Raw genomic sequence first — 18,243 nt, 5'->3', positions numbered from 1 at the left:
CTTCGCAACGTCCGGGCGGTCGGGTCGTTGGTGAGGCGTACGACGTACGGACGACCTGGAGTGCCCCATGCTGCGTCTCGCCGCCTTCGCCGTCACCTCCGCGCTGGCCGCCGCGGCCGCCGGACCCTTGCCGCCGCTGCCCTTGGGACGGCTGCTGGCTTCCCCCGACCGGCTCACAATCGACATCTCCAAGGCGGGCAGCCTCAACGGCCGGTACCGCCTCGACTGCCGGCCCGTCGGCGGCGACCACCCCAAGGCCGAGGAGGCCTGTGCCCGCCTCGACACGCTGGCGAGGCAGGGGGAGGACCCGTTCGCCGCCGCGCCGAGGGCCGCGATGTGCACGTTCCAGAGCGGCGGACCGGCCACCGCGCACATCACGGGAACGTGGCACGGACAGAAGGTGGACAGCTGGTTCGGACGCGAGAACGGCTGCGACATCGCCCGCTGGAACAACCTGGAACCTGTGCTTCCGAGTGCGGGTGCCTGACCTGGGAGGATGCGGCGGATGCACGGTTTCCCCCGTTCATCCGCCCCCTCGCTGCGGGACGGTGCCCTTAGACTCCTCCCGTGACATGCCGGTAGTCGTGGTCAGGGAGGACGCTCGTCGTGAGCAGCAGGCCATCCCGAGGCGCTGCTCGCCTCGCAGCAATACTCGACGCGCTCCCGGACGCGCTGTTGCTCGTCAATGCCAACGGCACGGTCGTCAACGCGAATTCGATCGCCCTCGAGGTCATGGAGAGCCCCGGCACCGGTCTGGTCGGCCGCGGCGTCCTCGACCTCTTCCCGGAGTTCGACTCCAAACTCATCCCCGGTTCGATGCGCCGCCCCGGCGACGAGCTGACGGGCCGCTCCAAGCCGCAGCGCATGACCGCGCGCCGCACCGACGGCACCGAGTTCCCCGTCGAGGTCACCAGCGCCCACCTCGACGGCCGTGACGCCTACCGCGAGCCGCAGCCCTACACCGGCGACGAGCTGCTGATGCTGGTCGTGCGGGACCTCACCGAGGCCGTGGACACCGAGGCCGAGCTGGCCCGCTCCCAGCGGCAGACCGAGATGATCCTGCGCGCCGCCGCCGAAGGCGTCGTGGGAACGGACACCGACGGCCGCGTGGTCCTCGTGAATCCGGCCGCCGCCCAGATCCTCGGCTACCGCGCCACCGACCTCGGCAACCGCGAGCTGCACGGGCTGATCCAGCACTCGCGCGCCGACGGCTCCCCCTTCCCCTTCGACGAGTCCCCGCTCGCCGACACCCTGCGCAGCGGGCGCAAGCACCGGGTCCGCGGCCAGGTGCTGTGGAACAAGGCCGGGCAGGCCGTCGCCGTCGACCTGACCACTTCACCCGTGCGGGACGGGGACGTGCTCGTCGGCGCGGTCATGACCTTCACCGACCGGCGTCCCTACGACGCGCTCGCCGCCCGCCACGCCCAGCTGGCGGCCGTGCTCGGCGATTCCCTGCGCGGGCCGCTGGAGGAGCTGCGCGGCGAGCTGGCCACGCTGGCCGCCGACGACGGCGGTCAGCTGTGGCCCGAGGCCAACCAGCTGCTGCACCACCTGGCCGCCGGGTACGCGCGGATGACCACCCTGGTCGACAACGTGCTCGGCTACCAGCGGCTGGATTCCGGCCGCGAGAAGCTCAAGAAGCAGAACGCCCTGATCAACGAGGTCGTCAAGGCGGGCATCGACGGCGCGGTCGAGCTGATCGGCCCCGGCCGCGTCCAGTTCGCCGTCCACGCCCCGACCATCGAGGCCGAAGTGGACGCGGAGCGGGTCGCGACCGCGCTGGCGCACCTGGTCGCGGACGTCGCCGGGGTGGACGCCACCGGCAAGACCCGTCAGGGCAGCGGATACGGCGACTCCACGATCGTGGTGGCCGCGGCGCAGCGCGGCGAGGTCGTACGGATCGAGGTGCGCGGCCCCTACGGAGGCGGCCACCCCGTGCACGAGCCGATCGTGCGGGGCGTCGTCACCGCGCACGGCGGGCTCCTGCAGACGGTGGAGGTGCCCGGTGCTCCGGGCGGGGCGTACGTGCTGGAGCTGCCGCTGGGCTCCGGGGCCGGGACGGTGGAGCTGCCCGAGCCCGAGCCCGCACCGGAGCCCGAGGCCGCCCCGGCGACGGTCTCCGGCGGCCGGCGGGGCCGACGCGGGGTGGACGCCTTCCTGGACGACGGCACCGGCGAAGCGAGGCAGGCCGGGGCACGCGGTGCCGGAGTCGCACTGGCGCTGCCGTCCGGGCAGGACGCGCAGGCCCCCGGTGCGGGTCCGGCGGAGCTCGCACAGTCCCCGGTGAACCCGGCCGGGCTGGGTACCGGGCGCCGACGGGGCCGTGACGGCGACAACGGGCCGGACTCCGGTCCGGGTGCCGGCCGGCCGGTGCCCCCGCAGGGCACCGCCATGCCGGCGCTGCCGCCGGTACCCGCCGTTCCCCCCGTACCGGTGACCGAGCATCCGGCCGGGCGGCGGCGTGCGCTGGGGCCGGTGGCCGCGCCCGCGCAGCCCGGCGGACCGGTACCCGCGGCCGGTCTCGCGCCCCCCGCCGCGCCCCGGCCCATCGCGCCCGAGGGCGGCTTCGCGCTGCCCGCCGGACCGACTCCGGCCGCTCCGGCGCCCCAGGGCGGCTCCGGCGAGACCGACCCCGACGGCCCGGGCGGACGCCGTGCCCGCCGCGTGCTCGGCTCGCCCGCGTCGCCCGACCCGCAGCCCCCGGCCGCCGCCGGCGGCGAGGATCCCGCACTGCCCACCGGACGGCGCCGTGCGCTGCCCGCGACCCCCGCCTGGCCCGTTCCGGCGGCCCGGACCGCACCGGAGGACGCGGAGGCACCGGCGGCGGCCGTACCCGGCGCCCGGCAGTCCGGGGACGCCCCGGCGGCCGGCCAGCCGATCAGCGTGCGCGCACTCGGCACCCTGGGCCAGGGCATCGCCGTGGACCCGGGCACGGCCGGCCCCGGCGGGTCCGGTTCCGGCCGGCGCCGCAGGCTCGCCGAACCCGCGCCCCAGGGGCGGGCCTTCGCCATAGGAGCCCCCGAGGCGGGCGCCGCCGAGGGCCCCGAGCCCCTGGACGGGCCCGGCGGCGCGGTCGAGGTGGTCAACCGTCCCGTGCCGCTTCCGGTGGACGACGAGCTCCCGCCCGAGCCGCTGGACAACCCGCGCCGGCTGCTGGTGTGGCCCGCACCGGACCCCCAGACGCAGCAGGCGCTCAGCGACCGCGGCTACCGCCCGGTGATCGTGCACTCCCGCGAGGAGGTGGACGCGCAGATCGCGGCCTTCCCCGCCGCGCTGTTCGTCGACCCGCTGACCGGCCCGATCACCCGGACCGCGCTGCAGTCCCTGCGCCAGGCCGCGATGGCCGCCGAGGTCCCCGTCCTGGTCACGGCCGGGCTGGGGCACGCCACGCGCGAGGCGGCGTACGGTGCCGATCCGGCCGTCCTGCTCAAGGCGCTGGCACCGCGCGACAGCGAGCAGCACCCCTCCCGCGTGCTGCTGATCGAGGAGCACGACGAGGTCGCCACCGCCCTGACGGCCGCGCTGGAGCGGCGCGGCCTCCAGGTCGCGCGGGCGGGCGCGGACACCGACGCCGTGGACCTGGCGACCCGGATGCGGCCCAATCTGGTGGTCATGGACCTCATGCAGGTCCGGCGCCGACGGGCCGGGATCGTGGACTGGCTGCGCGCCAACGGGCAGCTCAACCGCACCCCGCTGGTCGTCTACACGGCCACCGGGATCCAGCCGGGCGACCGGCCGCGGCTCGCCTCCGGGGAGAGCGTGCTGTTCCTCGCCGAACGGTCGACCACCCCGGACGTACAGGGCCGCATCGTGGACCTCCTGGCCAAGATCGGCACCAACTAGCCATCCTGGTCCGATGGCCATCACCGACACGACCGAGCACAGCGTCCCCGCCGACAACGGAGAGGTGAGCCTGCTCATCGCGCGTCAGGTGGAGCAGGGCTACGAGGAGGCGTTCGAGAGCTGGGCGCGCGGCATCCTGGAGACCGCCGCGCGGTTCCCGGACCACCTCGGCTACGGGCTGTTCCGGCCCGCGGTGGAGGGCGCGCCGTGGTTCCTCGTCCACCGCTTCCGCGACCAGAAGGCGCTCGCGCGGTGGCAGGAGTCGCCGGAGCGGGCCGAGTGGTTCGCCAACTGCGAGGGCCACCACCACACCGAGATAGCCCGGCGCGAGCTGCAGGGCATGGAGACCTGGTTCGCGAAGCCGGGTACGACCCGGCCGGCGCCGCCACGGTGGAAGATGGCGATCAGCTCCGGCCTGGCCATCTTCCCGATCTCGCTGCTGGGCAACGCGGTGCTCGGGCCGTACCTGGTGAACCTGAACTTCGTACTGCGGACGGCCGCCTTCGCGGCCGTCTTCAGCACCCTGATGACCTACGTGGCCATGCCCGCCGTCAGCCGGCTGCTGCGTCCGTGGCTGACGCGCGGCTGACCCGCCGCCCCGGGCCCTACGCGAGGGTGGTGACGTCGAGGTCGCCGTCCGCGTACTGCTTGCGGATCACCTTCTTGTCGAACTTGCCGACGCTGGTCTTCGGCACCGCCTCGACGATCGTCCAGCGCTCCGGCAGCTGCCACTTGGCGATCGACCGGGCGAGGAACGCGCGCAGTCCCTCGTAGTCGGCCGTGGCGCCCTCCTTGAGGACGACGGTGGCCAGCGGGCGCTCGCCCCACTTCTCGTCGGGGACGGCGACGACGGCCGCCTCGGCGACCTCCGGGTGGGCCATCAGCGCGTTCTCCAGCTCGACGCTGGAGATCCACTCGCCACCGGACTTGATGACGTCCTTGGCCCGGTCGGTGAGGGTCAGGAAGCCGGCGGCACTGATCACGCCGACGTCCCCGGTCTTCAGCCAGCCGTCGGCGCTGAACTTGTCCTCGGGACGCAGGGGTTCGCCGGACGCGCCGCCGTAGTAGGCGCCGGCGATCCAGTTGCCGCGGACCTCCAGCTCGCCCGCCGACTCCCCGTCCCACGGCAGCACGTCGCCGGCGGGCCCGATGAGACGGGCCTCGACCCCGGCGGGGAAGCGGCCCTGGGTGACGCGGTACGGCCACTCCTCCTCGGCCGTGAGCCCGGCCGGCGGGTGCGCCATGGTGCCCAGCGGCGAGGTCTCCGTCATGCCCCAGGCGTGGCAGAGGCGGACGCCGAGCTTGTCGTAGGCCTCCATCAGGGAGGGCGGACAGGCGGCGCCGCCGATGGTGACCTGCTTCATGGAACTCAGGTCGCGCGGGTGCGCGGTCACCTCGGCGAGCAGCCCCTGCCAGATGGTGGGGACGGCCGCGGCGTGGGTGGGCTTCTCCCGCTCGATCATCTCGGCGAGCGGGGCGGGCTGCAGGAAGCGGTCCGGCATCAGCATGTTGATGCCGGTCATGAAGGTGGCGTGCGGCAGGCCCCAGGCGTTCACGTGGAACTGCGGAACGACGATCAGGCTGGTGTCGTGGTCGGTGAGGCCCATCGACTCGGTCATGTTGACCTGCATGGAGTGCAGGTAGACCGAGCGGTGGGAGTAGACGACGCCCTTGGGCTCCCCGGTGGTGCCGGAGGTGTAGCACATGGCCGCGGCCTGGCGCTCGTCCAGCTCGGGCCAGTCGTAGTGCGCGGGACGGCCTTCCAGGAGCTCCTCGTACTCGTGGACCTGGACGTCGAGCCCTTCGAGGGCCGAGCGGTCGCCGATGCCCACGACCACGACGTGCTCGACCGTCGGCAGGTGCGGCAGCAGCGGCGCCAGCAGCGGCAGCAGGGTCCCGTTGACCAGCACGACCCGGTCCGCCGCGTGGTTGACGATGAAGACCAGCTGCTCGGGGGGCAGCCTCAGGTTGAGCGTGTGCAGGACCGCGCCCATGGACGGGATCGCGAAGTACGCCTCGACGTGCTCGGAGTTGTTCCACATGAGCGTCGCGACCCGTTCGTCCTGCTGCACTCCGAGGCCGTCGCGCAGGCCGTGCGCGAGCTGCGCGGCGCGGACGCCGATCTCGGCGAAGCTACGCCGGTGCGGCTCGGCCTCGCCGGTCCAGGTCGTGACCTGGGAGTCTCCGTGAATCGTCGACCCGTGGGCCAGGATCCGCGAGATCAGCAGCGGTACATCCTGCATGGTGCTCAGCAAAGCGTCCTCCCGGTGAGCGCTGCGGCGCTGCGGCGGCTGTCGGATGCTGCCGATTCTGCGCACGTACCGGTCGGCATGTCACTACCCGGAGGTACAAACAGGCTGGTCGATCACTGTTCGGGGCGCTTCTCTGGCCGATGTTTCACGTGAAACAGGGCTGTGTTCCACGTGAAACACAGCCCCCCCCGACAGCCCCTCAACGGGTCCTCCACGGCCTTCTCAGCGCACCGGGGTGAGCTCCGGGTCCTCGCGGAGCTTGACCAGGGCCCGCGAGACGGCGCTCTTGACCGTGCCCACCGAGACCCCGAGCAGTTCGGCCGTCTGCGCCTCGCTCAGGTCCTCGTAGTAGCGCAGGACGACCATGGCCCGCTGGCGGTCGGGCAGCCGGGTCACCGCCCGCCACATCGCGTCGCGCAGCACCTGTGACTCGGCGGGGTCGGCGCAGGACTGCTCCTCGGTCTCGGGGACCTCCTCGCAGACGAACTCGTCGACCTTGCGCTTGCGCCACTGCGAGGTGCGGGTGTTGACCAGGGCCCGGCGGACGTAGCCGTCCAGGGCCCGGTGGTCCTCGATGCGGTCCCAGGCGACGTAGGTCTTGGCGAGGGCGGTCTGGAGCAGGTCCTCGGCGTCGCACGGGTTGGCCGTCAGGGAGCGCGCGGTGCGCATCAGGGCCGTGCCACGGGTCCGGACGTACGCCGAGAACGACGGGTACGGCGTCGGGTTCGAGGCGAGCGTGCACACAGGCGTGGTCATGGCTCCACGCTAGGAGCGGAGTCCGCGCCTGGGATCGCCCGCAGGTGCCGAAGCCGGGTCCCCCTCAGGTTGTACGGTCCGGCCGCGCCCCACCTCCTGTAGGTGGAGGAGGGGCGCGCGACCAGGACCGGGGTCAGGCGCCGGCGCCCAGGACCAGCCCGGAGGTCGGCACGCCGGTACCGGCCGTGACGAGGACGTGCTCGGCCCCCGGGACCTGGTTGACGGAGGTGCCGCGCACCTGGCGGACGGCTTCGGCGATGCCGTTCATACCGTGCAGGTAGGCCTCCCCGAGCTGGCCTCCGTGGGTGTTGAGGGGGAGGGCGGCGGCAGCCGTGAAGTCGGCGGCCTCGCCGGGTCCGCAGAAGCCGAACGACTCCAGCTGCATCAGGACGAAGGGGGTGAAGTGGTCGTAGAGGATGCCCACGTCGATGTCCGAGGGCCGCAGCCCGCTGGTGCGCCACAGCTGCCGGGCCACCACGTCCATCTCCGGGAGCCCGGTGAGGCCGTCGCGGTAGAAGGAGGTCATCCCTTCCTGGCGGCGGCCGGCGCCCTGGGCGGCAGCGGTGATCACGGCGGGCTTGTGGCGCAGGTCGCGGGCCCGCTCGGCGGTGGTGACGACGAGGGCCTGGCCGCCGTCGGTCTCCTGGCAGCAGTCCAGCAGCCGCAGCGGTTCCACGATCCAGCGGGAGGCGGCGTGGTCGGCGAGGGTGATGGGCTTGCCGTGGAAGTAGGCGGCGGGGTTGTTCGCGGCGTACCTGCGGCCCGTGACCGCGACGTGCCCGAAGGCCTCGGGGGTCAGGTTGTAGGTGTGGAGGTAGCGCTGCGCGGCCATGGCCACCCAGGAAGCGGGGGTCAGCAGCCCCCAGGGCAGGGACCAGCCGAGGGCGGCGCCTTCGGCCGAGGGTTCGCGCTGCTGGACGCCGGAGCCGAAGCGGCGGCCGGAGCGCTCGTTGAAGGCGCGGTAGCAGACGACCACCTCGGCGACGCCGGTGGCGACGGCGAGGGCGGCCTGCTGGACGGTGGCGCAGGCCGCGCCGCCTCCGTAGTGGATGCGGGAGAAGAAGGAGAGCTCCCCGATGCCGGCGGCCTGGGCGACGGTGATCTCGGGGCTGGTGTCCATCGTGAAGGTGACCATGCCGTCGACGTCGTCGGGGGTCAGCCCGGCGTCGTCGAGGGCGGCGTGCACCGCCTCGACGGCGAGTTTGAGCTCGCTGCGGCCGGAGTCCTTGGAGAACTCGGTCGCGCCGATGCCGGCGATGGCGGCGCGACCGCCCAGGTCGTCGCGGAGGCGGACGCTCATGCCCCGGCCCCCAGGGTGACGGTCACGGTGCCGGTGACGTGGTGGCCGAGGCGGTTGGCGCCGACGACCCGGATCTCGGCGGTGTTCCCGTCGAGGGCGGTGACGGTGCCCGTGAGGGTCATGGTGTCGCCCGGGTAGTTGGGGGCGCCGAGGCGGATGGCCACCTTGCGCAGGACGGCCTGCGGTCCGAGGTGGTCGGTGATGTAGCGGCCGACTAGGCCGTTGGTGGTCAGGATGTTCATGAAGATGTCCGGAGAGCCCTTCTCGCGGGCGAGTTCCGCGTCGTGGTGCACGTCCTGGTAGTCGCGGGAGGCGATGGCGCCCGCGACGATCAGGGTGCGGGTGACCGGGATCTCCAGCGGCGGCAGTGCGTCGCCGACGTTCATGCGTCCTCCCCCTCTTTCTCCCCGTCCGATGTCTCCCCCTCGGATATGAGCGCGCCCAGTTCGGACAGCAGCTCGCTGCCGCAGCCCAGATAGGCGTCCAGTTGCCGCCCCCACAGGAAGTGCCGGTGGACGGGGTGGTCCAGGTCGGCGCCCATGCCGCCGTGCAGGTGCTGGCCGGCGTGGACGACGCGTTTGCCCGCCTCCGAGGCCCACCAGGCCGCCGTGAGGGCGTGTTCGTGCGCCGGGAGTCCCTCGTCGATCCGCCAGGCCGCCTCGTAGGCGGTCACCCGGATGGCTTCGGTGTCCATGTACGCGTCGGCCGCGCGGAGCATGACGCCCTGGTTCGTGGACAGCGGGCGTCCGAACTGCTCGCGGGCGCAGGTGTACTCGACGGCGCGGGCGAGCGAGCCCGCGCAGACGCCGGCTTGGAGCCCGGCGAAGGCGGTGCGGGCGGCGGCCAGCACCGCGTCGTGGGCGTCCGGGCCGCCGAGCCGTTCGGCCGGGGCACCGGTCAGGGTGAGGCGGCCCGCGGACCAGGGGGCGGTCGTCTCCACCGGCCGGGTCTGGACGCCGGGCCCGTCCGTAGGGACGAGCCACAGCGCCCGGTCGCGGTCCGGAACGAGCACGTGGGTGGCGTCGCGCAGCCACGGGACGGCGGGGACGGTGCCGGTGAGGCGGCCGTCCGGTGTGGCGGTGACCGACCGGCGGGCGGGGAAGGCACCGGTGGCGACGGCTTCGCCCGAGCCGAGGGCCGGCAGCAGGCGGGCGCGCTGCCCGGGGCTGCCGTGCGCGGCCACGGGCAGGATGCCGTAGGCGCAGGTGGCGGCGTAGGGCACCTGGGCGGTGGTGCGGCCCTGCTCCTCCAGGAGGAGGACCAGGCCGAGGAGGCCGACCTCCTCCACGGCGGCGGTCAGGCCGGCGGTGGTCAGGGCCTTCCACAGTTCGGCGTCGCTGCCGGTGCCGGCCGCGGCGAGGCGTTCGTGGGTGGCGAGGTCGCCGAAGATCCGGGCGGCCAGGGCCGCCGCGGCGGCCTGTTCCTCGGTGGGGTGGAAGTCCATGTCAGCCCGCCTCCGCTCGGAAGACGGGGAGTTCGAGGGTGTCGTCGACGCGGAGGAACTCCAGGTGGACGGGGAGGCCGATGCGGACCTTGTCGTAGGGGACTCCGGTGATGTTGCTGATCACGCGTACCCCTTCGGCCAGCTCGACCAGGGCGACCGCGTAGGGAGGGTCGAAGGCCGGGAAGGGCGGGTGGTGCATGACGACGTACGAGAAGACGGTGCCGGCGCCGCTCGCCTCGACGGTGTCCCAGTCGGGGGAGGAGCAGGCGTTGCAGCCGGGCAGCCAGGGGAAGCGCAGGGTCGCGCAGGCGGTGCAGCGCTGGATCAGCAGCTTGTGTTCCAGGACCCCGTCCCAGAAGCCCTGGTTGTCGCGGTTGACCACGGGGCGGGGCCGCTGTGGCTTCGCCTCCGCCTCGGGCTTCACGGGGGGCCGCTTGGCGGCCGGGGCGTACTTGAGGATGCGGAAACGGTGCGTCCCGGCGAGCTCGCCGCCCGCGTGGACGTCCATCCGGGTCGTGACGAAGTGGCCGGTGCCCAGCTTGGTCGTCTTGCGCGGGGAAACGGACTCGATCACGGCGTCGAAGGTGATGGTGTCGCCGGGGCGGAGCGGGCGCAGGTACTCCTGTTCGCAGTCGGTGGCGACCACCGAGGTGCAGCCCGCGGCGTCGAGGAGGGCGAAGAGTTCGTCGTGGGCGGTGGCGCGGCCGGTGTGGCCGGAGAGGCCGCCCATCGTCCAGGCCTGGAGCATGGTCGGCGGGGCGATGGCCTCGGGCCCGGTGTACGCGGGGTTGGTGTCGCCCATGGCCTCGCACCAGTGGCGGATCATGGGCTCGTTGACCGGGTCCTTGGCGCGGCCCGCAGTGGCGGCGGCCCTGCCCTCGAAGGCCTTGAGCCGCCGGAGCAGCTCCGCTTCCGCGGCGGCGGCGGTCGCCCCGGCGCCGGCCGTCATCCCGGCGGCGGTCGTCCGGTCGGCGGCGGTCGTCTTCCCGGTGGTCGTCCGGTCGGCGGTCATCGCTTCCTCCCCTTCATGCCGAGCCGCATCAAGGCGACGATCTCGCGCTGGACCTCGCTGACCCCGCCGCCGAAGGTGTTGATCTGGGCCGCGCGGTTCATCCGTTCCAGTTCGCCGCCGAGGAAGGCCTCCGGCCCCCTGACGAGGGCCTCCTCCCCGACCACCTCCTGGCAGATCCGGTACACCTCGACGGCGGACTCGGTGCCGAGGAACTTCACTCCGCTGGCGTCGCCGGGGGCCAGGGTCCCCGCGCCCACGTCCTGGACGAGCCGCCAGTTGAGGAGCCGCACGGCGGCCAGCCGGGCGTGGGCCTCGGCGAGCCTCGCCCGGACCCAGGGCCGGTCGGCGGGGCGTTCGCCGGTGGCTGGGTCGGGGGTGCGGGCGTGGGCGCGGGCGGCCTCGTAGAAGTCCTCGGCCTGCATGCCGATGGCGGCGAGGGCGACGCGTTCGTGGTTGAGCTGGTTGGTGATCAGGCCCCAGCCGCCGTTCTCGGGGCCGACGAGGTGGCCGGCGGGGACCCGGATGCCGTCGTAGTACGTCGCCGTGGTGGTGAGGCCTCCGACGGTGTCGATCGGGGTCCAGGAGAAGCCGGGGCTGTCGGTGGGCACCAGGATGATGGAGATGCCCTTGTGCTTGGGGGCCTGCGGGTCGGTGCGGCAGGCGAGCCAGATCCAGTCGGCCTTCTGGGCGTTGGAGGTGAAGATCTTCTGTCCGTCGATCACCCAGTCGCCGTTCTCGTCGCGGACGGCACGGGTGCGCAGCGCGGCGAGATCGGTGCCGGCCTCGGGCTCCGAGTAGCCGATGGCGAAGACGGTCTCACCCCGCAGGATGCGGGGCAGGAAGTAGTCCTTCTGCTCCGGGGTGCCGTATTTCATCAGGGTGGGGCCGACGGTGTTGAGGGTGACCATGGAGACGGGGGCCCCGGCCCGGTAGGCCTCGTCGAAGAGCACGAACTGCTCTTCCGGGCCGCGACCCTGGCCTCCGTACTCGACGGGCCAGCCCACCCCGAGCAGCCCGTCGGCGCCGATGCGGCGCAGCAGAATGCGCTGCGCCGCCGGGTCGTCGGGGACCCCGTCGGGCAGCAGGTCCCTGAAGTACTCGCGCAGTTCGGCGCGTAGCCGTGACTGCCCTTCGGACGGAGCGAGGTGCACGGCGCTGGCCTCCTGGCTTCACATCGGACCGAGTGAAACTGACTGTCCGTCAGATTCACCGGGGATGTCAAGGTCGGGAGGCCCGGCGATGGCCGGACGTCGCCCGCCGCGCGGAAGGGGCAGGAGAATCGTTCCGTCAAACTGACTCGACCCGGACATGCCGAAAAGGGCCGCACCGTCCGGGAACCCCACCGTCTCCCGGCCCTGCGGCCCTGCCGTACCAAGCTTCACGCCCCCCGCGCGCCCCCGGAATCCGCCGGAGCAAGCCCCCGCTACGCGGCGAGCGCGACCGCATCCCGGTCAGGGGCGAGGGCGGCGGCGGTCGCGGAGCGGCGCACCGACGGGCTCTTGCCGTGGGCCTCGGCCCGGATCCGCTGCTTGATCGTCGGAGGGCGCGAGCCGCCGCGCATCATCGCCCGCCACGTCCGCCGCGCAACCGGAACGGTCTGCCGCGCGACGGGAGCCGAAGGAGTGGCCACCGCGGCCGGCTCGGCACCCGCCGGGGCCGCCTTGCCCACCAGGCCGAGAGCACCCAGGAGCGCCCTGAGCACGGACAGGAAGGAGGTCCAGATCGACGTGGTGCTGCTGCGGTGGGTCATGACGAACGCCTCGATTCCCGATGTCCCGATGGGCGGATCTGCATACATTCGTCATGATGCGACCGCAACCGCACGCCACCCACCCCGCACGCCGATCTTCCGACGAACACCACCCGGAAGAACCAAGACCCCGCACGGGAGCCCGGAGGAGACGCAGAAGGGGCGCCCCTCGACGAGGGGCGCCCCTTCCCGTCGGCGCCTGCGCCGACCTGGTGCGGTGGGTGTGGGATTTGAACCCACGGTGACTCGCGCCACGACGGTTTTCAAGACCGTTCCCTTAGGCCGCTCGGGCAACCCACCTGGCCGGTACAGAGTACCGGGATGTGGGGGCGGGTGGGGTGGGAGTCGTCCGTGGCGGGGTCTGGGTGTCCGGGTGTCAGGAGGTCTGCGCCTTGTCGTAGGCCGCCTTGGCCTCCGGGCCGAAGTACGGGCCGAACATCGTGTTCGGCAGGAAGTTGTAGCCGAAGCTGTTCACCGACACCTGCGTGCCCAGGCCCGTCGACTCGTTGAAGTCCTGGAACCAGGGACCTCCGCTGGAGCCGCCGGTCATGTTGCAGGACATGCTGTGGTCCTTGGTGAGCAGGAAGTCCTTGCCCGTGTTGGCGCTGCAGTAGACGAGCTTGGTGCCGTCGTACGGCGCGGCCGCCGGGAAGCCGAAGGAGTACATCTTCTTGTTGTAGCCGCCGTTGAACTGGATGCCCTGCGCCCCGACGACCTGGCTGAGCGTACGTCCGTTCTGCGGGGCGACGACGGCGAGGCCGACGTCCATGTTCATGTCCTCGCTCGCCGCCCACTGGTCGGTGGCCAGGGTCTTGGTGGCCGCCCACTGGCCGTACGGGGCGTTGCCGTTGTCGTAGCCCGGGACGAAGATCCAGTTGGTGTGCCAGGCTCCCTGGTACTTCACGCAGTGCCCGGCCGTGATGACCGTGCTGCCGTTCTGGCTGGTGATGGAGTCGCCCGAGCAGGAGGCCGTGCGGCCCTGGAAGGTGAAGAACACCCGGCCCGAGGTCTTCACGACCGCCCCGCCGCCCGTCCAGGCCCCGCCGGCCTGCGGGAACGCCGTGGGGGAGGTCGGGGCCACCCGGGTCGGCGGGGCCGCCGGCGCGGGGAGCGTGCGCGTCCCGCCCGGGATGGCCGTCACGTCGAGCGGGGTGGCCTGGCGCATCCGCTCGGCCGTCCAGAAGCCGGGGCTCTGCCGGGGCCGGAACGAGGAGGGCGACTCCGCGGCCGCCGAGGGGGAGGCCGCCGTCAGGGCGCCGGTGAGCAGGGCGCCGGCGGCGAGGAGGACGGACAGCGCCGTGCGATGACGATTCACGCAGGACTCCTTCTGCCGTGCCCGGACCGGACGGATCCGGGCAGGGTGGGGTGAAGAGCTGTCGGTGCGGATCGGCTGTTCGAGTGTTCGGCCGTTCGGTCTGCGCGGGCAGGTTCGCACGGGGAACCCGAGAAGTCAGGGGGCGGTCCGGACGTTCGGTCGGTTCCGGCCAGGAAATGGCCAACTCCCCCCGGGTCGGGGCGTCATGTGGTCACCAGCACCCCGGCGTAGGAGACGCCCGCCACGACCACCCAGGCCCCGAGGCCCAGCAGAGCGGCACGCCCGCCGGTGCGGGCCAGGGTCGGCAGGTGGACGGCGCTGCCCAGACCGAACAGGGCCGCGGCCAGGAGGGCCTCCTGGGCCGTGTGCGCCCAGTCCAGGGCCGTGTGGGGCAGCAGGCCCGTCGCACGCAGCCCGGCCGCCGCCAGGAACCCGAGGACGAACAGGGGCACCGGCGCCGGACGCTTCCCGGAGGAGGTGCGCACGCCGCGACGCCGCGCCCGCATGGAGAAGGCCACGGCCGCCACCAGCGGGGCCAGCAGGGCCACCCGCATCAGCTTGACCAGAACGGCCTCGCCGAGCGCGCCGGGACCGGCGGTCTGAGCCGTCGCCACCACCTGGCCGACGTCGTGGACGCTGGCGCCCACCCAACGGCCGAAGGACAGGTCGGAGAGCCCCAAGGGACCCTGGAGCAAGGGGAGTACGGCGATGGCGAGGGTTCCGCAGAGAGTGACCAGTGCCACCGAGGAGGCCACGTCCTCCTCGTCGCTTCCGGACACCTCGCTCACGGCGCCGATGGCCGAGGCCCCGCAGATGGAGTACCCCGTGGCGATCAGCAGGGGCTGGTCCCCCGGGAGCCCGAGACGGCGGCCCAGCCAGATGGTGCCGAAGAAGGTGGCCGCGACCACCGCGGTCACCATGGCCACCGTCGCCCAGCCCAGCCGGAGCACCTGGTCCAGGCCGAGCCCCAGGCCCAGCAGGACGATGCCGATCCGCATCAGCCGCCGCCCGGCCAGGGACAGACCCGGGCGGGCCGGTCCGCGTACGACGGTCCGTACGCCGGGGACGTGGGCCACCGCGATGCCCAGCACCACCGAGGCGGTCAGCATCGGTATGCCGGGGACCAGCCGGTGCACGCACCAGGCCACCAGCGCGCCGGCGGCGGCCAGGCCCAAGCCCGGCCAGGGGGTTGGTGTTTCACGTGAAACAACGGGGACCGCCTCGCTGTGGGGGCGGTGGAGGAGGGCCATCAGTCGACGGGGAGCGTGTAGACGCGGCGGATGCTGCTGCCCAGGCGGGAGACGTCGGCCCCGTAGACGTGGATCGATATCGCCTTGCCGGTACAGGAGTTGCGCACCCGGTGGATGTCCCCGGGCGGGGCGAAGCCGCAGACCTCGCCCTGGGCGTTGACCACGTCCTCGGTGGCCACCAGACGGGCCGCGTCCGCGCCGGGCGCGAGCCGGTAGCGGCGCTCGCTCTCCTCGCCCTGGTGCACCCCGGCCACGCACCACGACACGTGGTCGTGGATACAGGTCTCCTGCCCCGGCATCCAGACCAGTGCGACCACCGAGAAGCTGCCGTCCGCCTCGGCGTGCAGGATGTGCTGGCGGTAGTGCTGCGGGTCGCCCTCCTGCTGTTCCGCGGTCAGGAGATCGGACGCGCCGAGATGCGGGGCGAGGCGCTCGCCGACGAGGTAGGCGGTCAGGTCCGGGGCCAGCCCCCGGTCGACGACCGTGCGGATCTCACTGACGAGGGCGGCCATCCTCGTGGTCGTACGGGCCGGCGTGGTGGTGGTCATACAAGCAGCGTCCGACGGCCGATTCATCACGTCCAACGACAGTTATGACCTGAAATCCCAATCTCTGCTTATGGATCGGGGCTGCGGACACCTCGCTGGGGTCAGCAGCCGACGCGGTTCGAGGCGACCCGCTTGAGCTCGTCGAGGACCACGGCGGTCGCCGGGATCCGCAGGTGGTCGCGGTAGACGTACGCGGCGATGTGGCGGCGGGCAGCGGGCTCCAGCACCCGGCCGCAGACCCGGCTCAGTGACAGCGAGGGCAGGACCAGCGCCGGCATCATCGCCACGCCCAGCCCCTGCGCGACCAGGCTCTGGACCACGAGGTTGTCGTCCGTGGCGAACCTGATGTCGGGCACGAAGCCCAGCTCGGCGCACTCGTGCAGCAGGTTCGCCCGGCAGCGCGGGCAGCCGGCGATCCACTGCTCCTCGGCGAGGTCGGCCAGGTGCACCGCCCGGCGCCGGGCGAGCGGGTGCCCGGTCGGCAGCAGCACCGTCAGCTGGTCCTCCAGCAGCCTGACCTCGGCGACCTCCTCGGGGATCTCCTCGTGCAGCCCGGGATAGGTGAAGGCCAGGGTGATGTCGCACTCGCCGCGCTGGAGCCTGCGCAGGGATTCCGGGGGCTCCCCTTCCAGAAGCTCGACCTGGACTCCGGGATGGTCCTTGGCGAGGCCGCTGAGGGCCTCGGGGACCAGGGTGACGTTGGCGCTGGGGAACCCGCAGACCCGTACGCGCCCGGTGCGCAGCCTCGTGTACGCCTTCAGCTGGGCCTCGGCGGCCGAGAGGCTGCCGAGGATGGACTCGGCGTGCCGGGCCAGCGACTCCCCGGCCTCGGTGAGCTTCATCCTCCGGCCCACCCGGGTGAACAGGGGTGTCCCGACGGCTCGTTCGAGCGCCTTCATCTGCTGGGTGATCGCGGGCTGGGTGTAGCCCAGGACCCGAGCGGCGGCCGAGTACGACCCCGCGGCGACCACTTCATGGAATGTCCGTATGTGCCGTGAATCGAACACCAGCGAAGCATAAGCAGATATTGGGAGGGGCCGTAGGCGGATTCCCGGCCACAGCCCCTCCCGTCAAGCCACCGTCGAGCGGCGTTCACGCGCCGGCTCGCGGTGCGCGGCTACCTGTCGCCGGCTCGCGCTCCGCGGCTACTTGTCGCCGACGCGCGAGCCGAGCGTGATGTCGACCGTGGTCGGCTTGCCGCCGCGCAGGTAGGTCAGCTTCACGGTGTCGCCCGGCTTGTACGTCCAGATCAGGCTGATCAGGGTCGGGCCGCTGTCGACCTGCTTCCCGCCGAACTCCGTGATGATGTCGCCGGGCTTGAGGCCCGCCTTGCCGGCCGGACCGTTCGGGTCTACCAGCTCGTTGGCCGGGGCGCCCTGCTCGGAGATCTTGGCGCCGTCGGTCTTGGCCTGGAGGTCCACGGAGACGGAGATCACCGGATAGACCGGCTTGCCCGTTTCGATCAGCGACTTGGCCACGTTCTTGGCCTGGTTGATCGGGATGGCGAAGCCGAGGCCGATCGAGCCGGCCTGGCCGCCGCCGAAGCCGCCGTTGCCGGCGGACTGGATCGCGGAGTTGATGCCGATGACCGCGCCGCGGCCGTCGATCAGCGGGCCGCCGGAGTTGCCGGGGTTGATGGAGGCGTCCGTCTGCAGCGCGCTCATGTAGGAGTTCTTGCCGCCGGAGCCGTCGCCGGAGGCCACCGGGCGGTTCTTCGCGCTGATGATGCCGGTGGTGACCGTGTTGGACAGGCCGAAGGGGGCACCGATCGCGATGGTCGGGTCGCCGACCGCGACCTTGTCCGAGTCGCCGAGCGGCAGCGGCTTGAGGTTGGCCGGCGGGTTCTTCAGCTTGATGACGGCCACGTCGTAGCCCTGTGCCCGGCCCACGACCTCGGCCTCGTACTTCTTCCCGTCGGAGAAGGTGGCGGAGAGCTTGCCGCCGTTGGCGGCGGAGGCCACCACGTGGTTGTTGGTGAGGATGTGGCCCTGCTCGTCGTAGATGAACCCGGTGCCGGTGCCGCCCTCGCCGTCCCCGGCCGAGGCCTCGATGGTGACGACGCTGGGCAGCGCGGCGGCGGCGAGGCCCGCGACGGAGCCCGCGTCCCGCTTGAGGTCCTTCGGGATGTTGGGCGCGCTGATGGTGGTCGAACCGGATCCGCTGTGGTCGCGCTGGGCCGCCCAGTAGCCGATGCCGCCGCCCAAGCCGCCCGCGAGCAGGGCCGCCACGAGGACCGCCGCGATCAGACCGCCCCGGCCCTTCGGCTTGGGCTGCGGAGCGCCGTCGGCGGTGAGCGGCACGCCCCAGGCGCCGCCGCCCTGGCCGCCACCGCCGTACGAGGGAACGGCCGGCGGCGGCGGGGGCCAGGCCTCCGCGCCGTACGGGGCCGTGGCGGGGGCCGCCGCCGGGTGGGCGGGGGGCGCCGGCGGGGCGGCCGGGGCCTGCTCGTGGCCGTAGGCCGGGGGCGCCGCCGGGGCGGGAGGGAGCTGCTGGGTGTGTTCGGTGCCCGGAGCCGGGGCGTCCTGGGGTGCCGCCGGCGCGGCCGGTTCGGGTGTGGAGGCGGCCACCGGCACGGGAGGTGCGGACGGGGCCGCGGGGGGTGTCGGGGCCGCGGTGCCCTCGTTCTCGGTGCTCACAGCGCTCTCTCCCTCGTCACACACGGCTTACACGGCCAATACGGCTGCTGGAAATATCAGGCGATACCGCCCCGGTACCGTCCGGGCATCGGTCCGACTGAACGTTCGACGCACCGTAGAAGTTCCAGGGTGAAGCC

16 protein-coding genes and 1 tRNA gene are annotated in these 18,243 nt (G+C 72.9%); 3 read left to right on the top strand and 14 right to left on the bottom strand.

The annotated features are described in order from the left end of the window. Positions 1-67: 67 nt before the first annotated feature. The 3 genes from B4U46_RS18280 (at position 68) to B4U46_RS18270 (ending at position 4,432) form a co-directional block, all read left to right on the top strand. Positions 68-487 (top strand): SSI family serine proteinase inhibitor, encoded by a 420-nt coding sequence (locus B4U46_RS18280; protein WP_079428790.1) that lies wholly within the window; start codon positions 68-70, stop codon positions 485-487. A 119-nt stretch (positions 488-606) separates the two neighbouring features. After that, a complete protein-coding gene (locus B4U46_RS18275; protein WP_079428788.1) occupies positions 607-3,843 on the top strand; it encodes a PAS domain-containing protein in 3,237 nt (1,078 codons plus the stop codon). Between the two features lie 13 nt (positions 3,844-3,856). After that, positions 3,857-4,432, top strand: coding sequence for an antibiotic biosynthesis monooxygenase (locus B4U46_RS18270; protein ID WP_079428786.1), 576 nt, complete (start codon positions 3,857-3,859; stop codon positions 4,430-4,432). Positions 4,433-4,448: 16 nt separating this feature from the next. Here B4U46_RS18270 and B4U46_RS18265 read toward each other — a convergent pair whose 3' ends face one another. The 14 genes from B4U46_RS18265 to B4U46_RS18200 all read right to left on the bottom strand — a co-directional run bounded on the left by B4U46_RS18265 (position 4,449) and on the right by B4U46_RS18200 (position 18,106). Then, positions 4,449-6,098, bottom strand: a complete 1,650-nt coding sequence (locus B4U46_RS18265; RefSeq protein ID WP_079428784.1) for a long-chain fatty acid--CoA ligase — start codon at positions 6,096-6,098, stop codon at positions 4,449-4,451. A gap of 219 nt (positions 6,099-6,317) precedes the next feature. Then, complete coding sequence (locus B4U46_RS18260) at positions 6,318-6,851, bottom strand: SigE family RNA polymerase sigma factor (protein WP_079428782.1); 534 nt, start codon at positions 6,849-6,851, stop codon at positions 6,318-6,320. A gap of 133 nt (positions 6,852-6,984) precedes the next feature. Beyond that, entirely contained in the window at positions 6,985-8,151 is a 1,167-nt protein-coding gene (locus B4U46_RS18255; protein WP_079428780.1) for a lipid-transfer protein, read from the bottom strand. After that, positions 8,148-8,537, bottom strand: coding sequence for a MaoC family dehydratase (locus tag B4U46_RS18250; protein WP_079428778.1), 390 nt, complete (start codon positions 8,535-8,537; stop codon positions 8,148-8,150). The genes B4U46_RS18255 and B4U46_RS18250 overlap by 4 nt, the downstream gene beginning before the upstream one ends. Continuing rightward, on the bottom strand, positions 8,534-9,595 hold the full coding sequence (locus tag B4U46_RS18245) for an acyl-CoA dehydrogenase family protein (RefSeq protein ID WP_079428776.1): 1,062 nt from the start codon (positions 9,593-9,595) through the stop codon (positions 8,534-8,536). Before B4U46_RS18245 ends, B4U46_RS18250 begins: the two co-directional genes overlap by 4 nt. A 1-nt stretch (position 9,596) precedes the next feature. Further along, complete coding sequence (locus B4U46_RS18240; protein WP_079431837.1) at positions 9,597-10,544, bottom strand: bifunctional MaoC family dehydratase N-terminal/OB-fold nucleic acid binding domain-containing protein; 948 nt, start codon at positions 10,542-10,544, stop codon at positions 9,597-9,599. 59 nt (positions 10,545-10,603) lie between these two features. Beyond that, positions 10,604-11,758: an acyl-CoA dehydrogenase family protein gene (locus tag B4U46_RS18235; RefSeq protein WP_079428774.1), complete on the bottom strand. Its 1,155-nt coding sequence runs from the start codon at positions 11,756-11,758 to the stop codon at positions 10,604-10,606. Positions 11,759-12,030: 272 nt separating this feature from the next. Next, positions 12,031-12,357 (bottom strand): DUF6344 domain-containing protein, encoded by a 327-nt coding sequence (locus tag B4U46_RS18230; protein ID WP_079428772.1) that lies wholly within the window; start codon positions 12,355-12,357, stop codon positions 12,031-12,033. Positions 12,358-12,572: 215 nt separating this feature from the next. Further along, positions 12,573-12,657 (bottom strand) — tRNA-Ser (locus tag B4U46_RS18225). A 76-nt stretch (positions 12,658-12,733) separates the two neighbouring features. Further along, complete coding sequence (locus B4U46_RS18220) at positions 12,734-13,672, bottom strand: trypsin-like serine peptidase (RefSeq protein WP_079428770.1); 939 nt, start codon at positions 13,670-13,672, stop codon at positions 12,734-12,736. Positions 13,673-13,875: 203 nt separating this feature from the next. Beyond that, positions 13,876-14,922, bottom strand: a complete 1,047-nt coding sequence (locus tag B4U46_RS18215) for a YeiH family protein (RefSeq protein ID WP_079428768.1) — start codon at positions 14,920-14,922, stop codon at positions 13,876-13,878. Then, entirely contained in the window at positions 14,922-15,470 is a 549-nt protein-coding gene (locus tag B4U46_RS18210) for a cysteine dioxygenase family protein (RefSeq protein WP_079428766.1), read from the bottom strand. The genes B4U46_RS18215 and B4U46_RS18210 overlap by 1 nt, the downstream gene beginning before the upstream one ends. Before the next feature lie 101 nt (positions 15,471-15,571). Next, a complete protein-coding gene (locus tag B4U46_RS18205) occupies positions 15,572-16,477 on the bottom strand; it encodes a LysR family transcriptional regulator (protein ID WP_079428764.1) in 906 nt (301 codons plus the stop codon). Between the two features lie 138 nt (positions 16,478-16,615). Beyond that, complete coding sequence (locus tag B4U46_RS18200) at positions 16,616-18,106, bottom strand: S1C family serine protease (protein ID WP_079428762.1); 1,491 nt, start codon at positions 18,104-18,106, stop codon at positions 16,616-16,618. Positions 18,107-18,243: the final 137 nt, after the last annotated feature.

This window comes from Streptomyces katrae, from assembly GCF_002028425.1.
GTDB classification, from domain to species: domain Bacteria; phylum Actinomycetota; class Actinomycetes; order Streptomycetales; family Streptomycetaceae; genus Streptomyces; species Streptomyces katrae_A.
The sequence above is the reverse complement of the archived record's forward strand: the minus strand, read 5'-3'. Positions and strand labels throughout refer to the sequence as shown.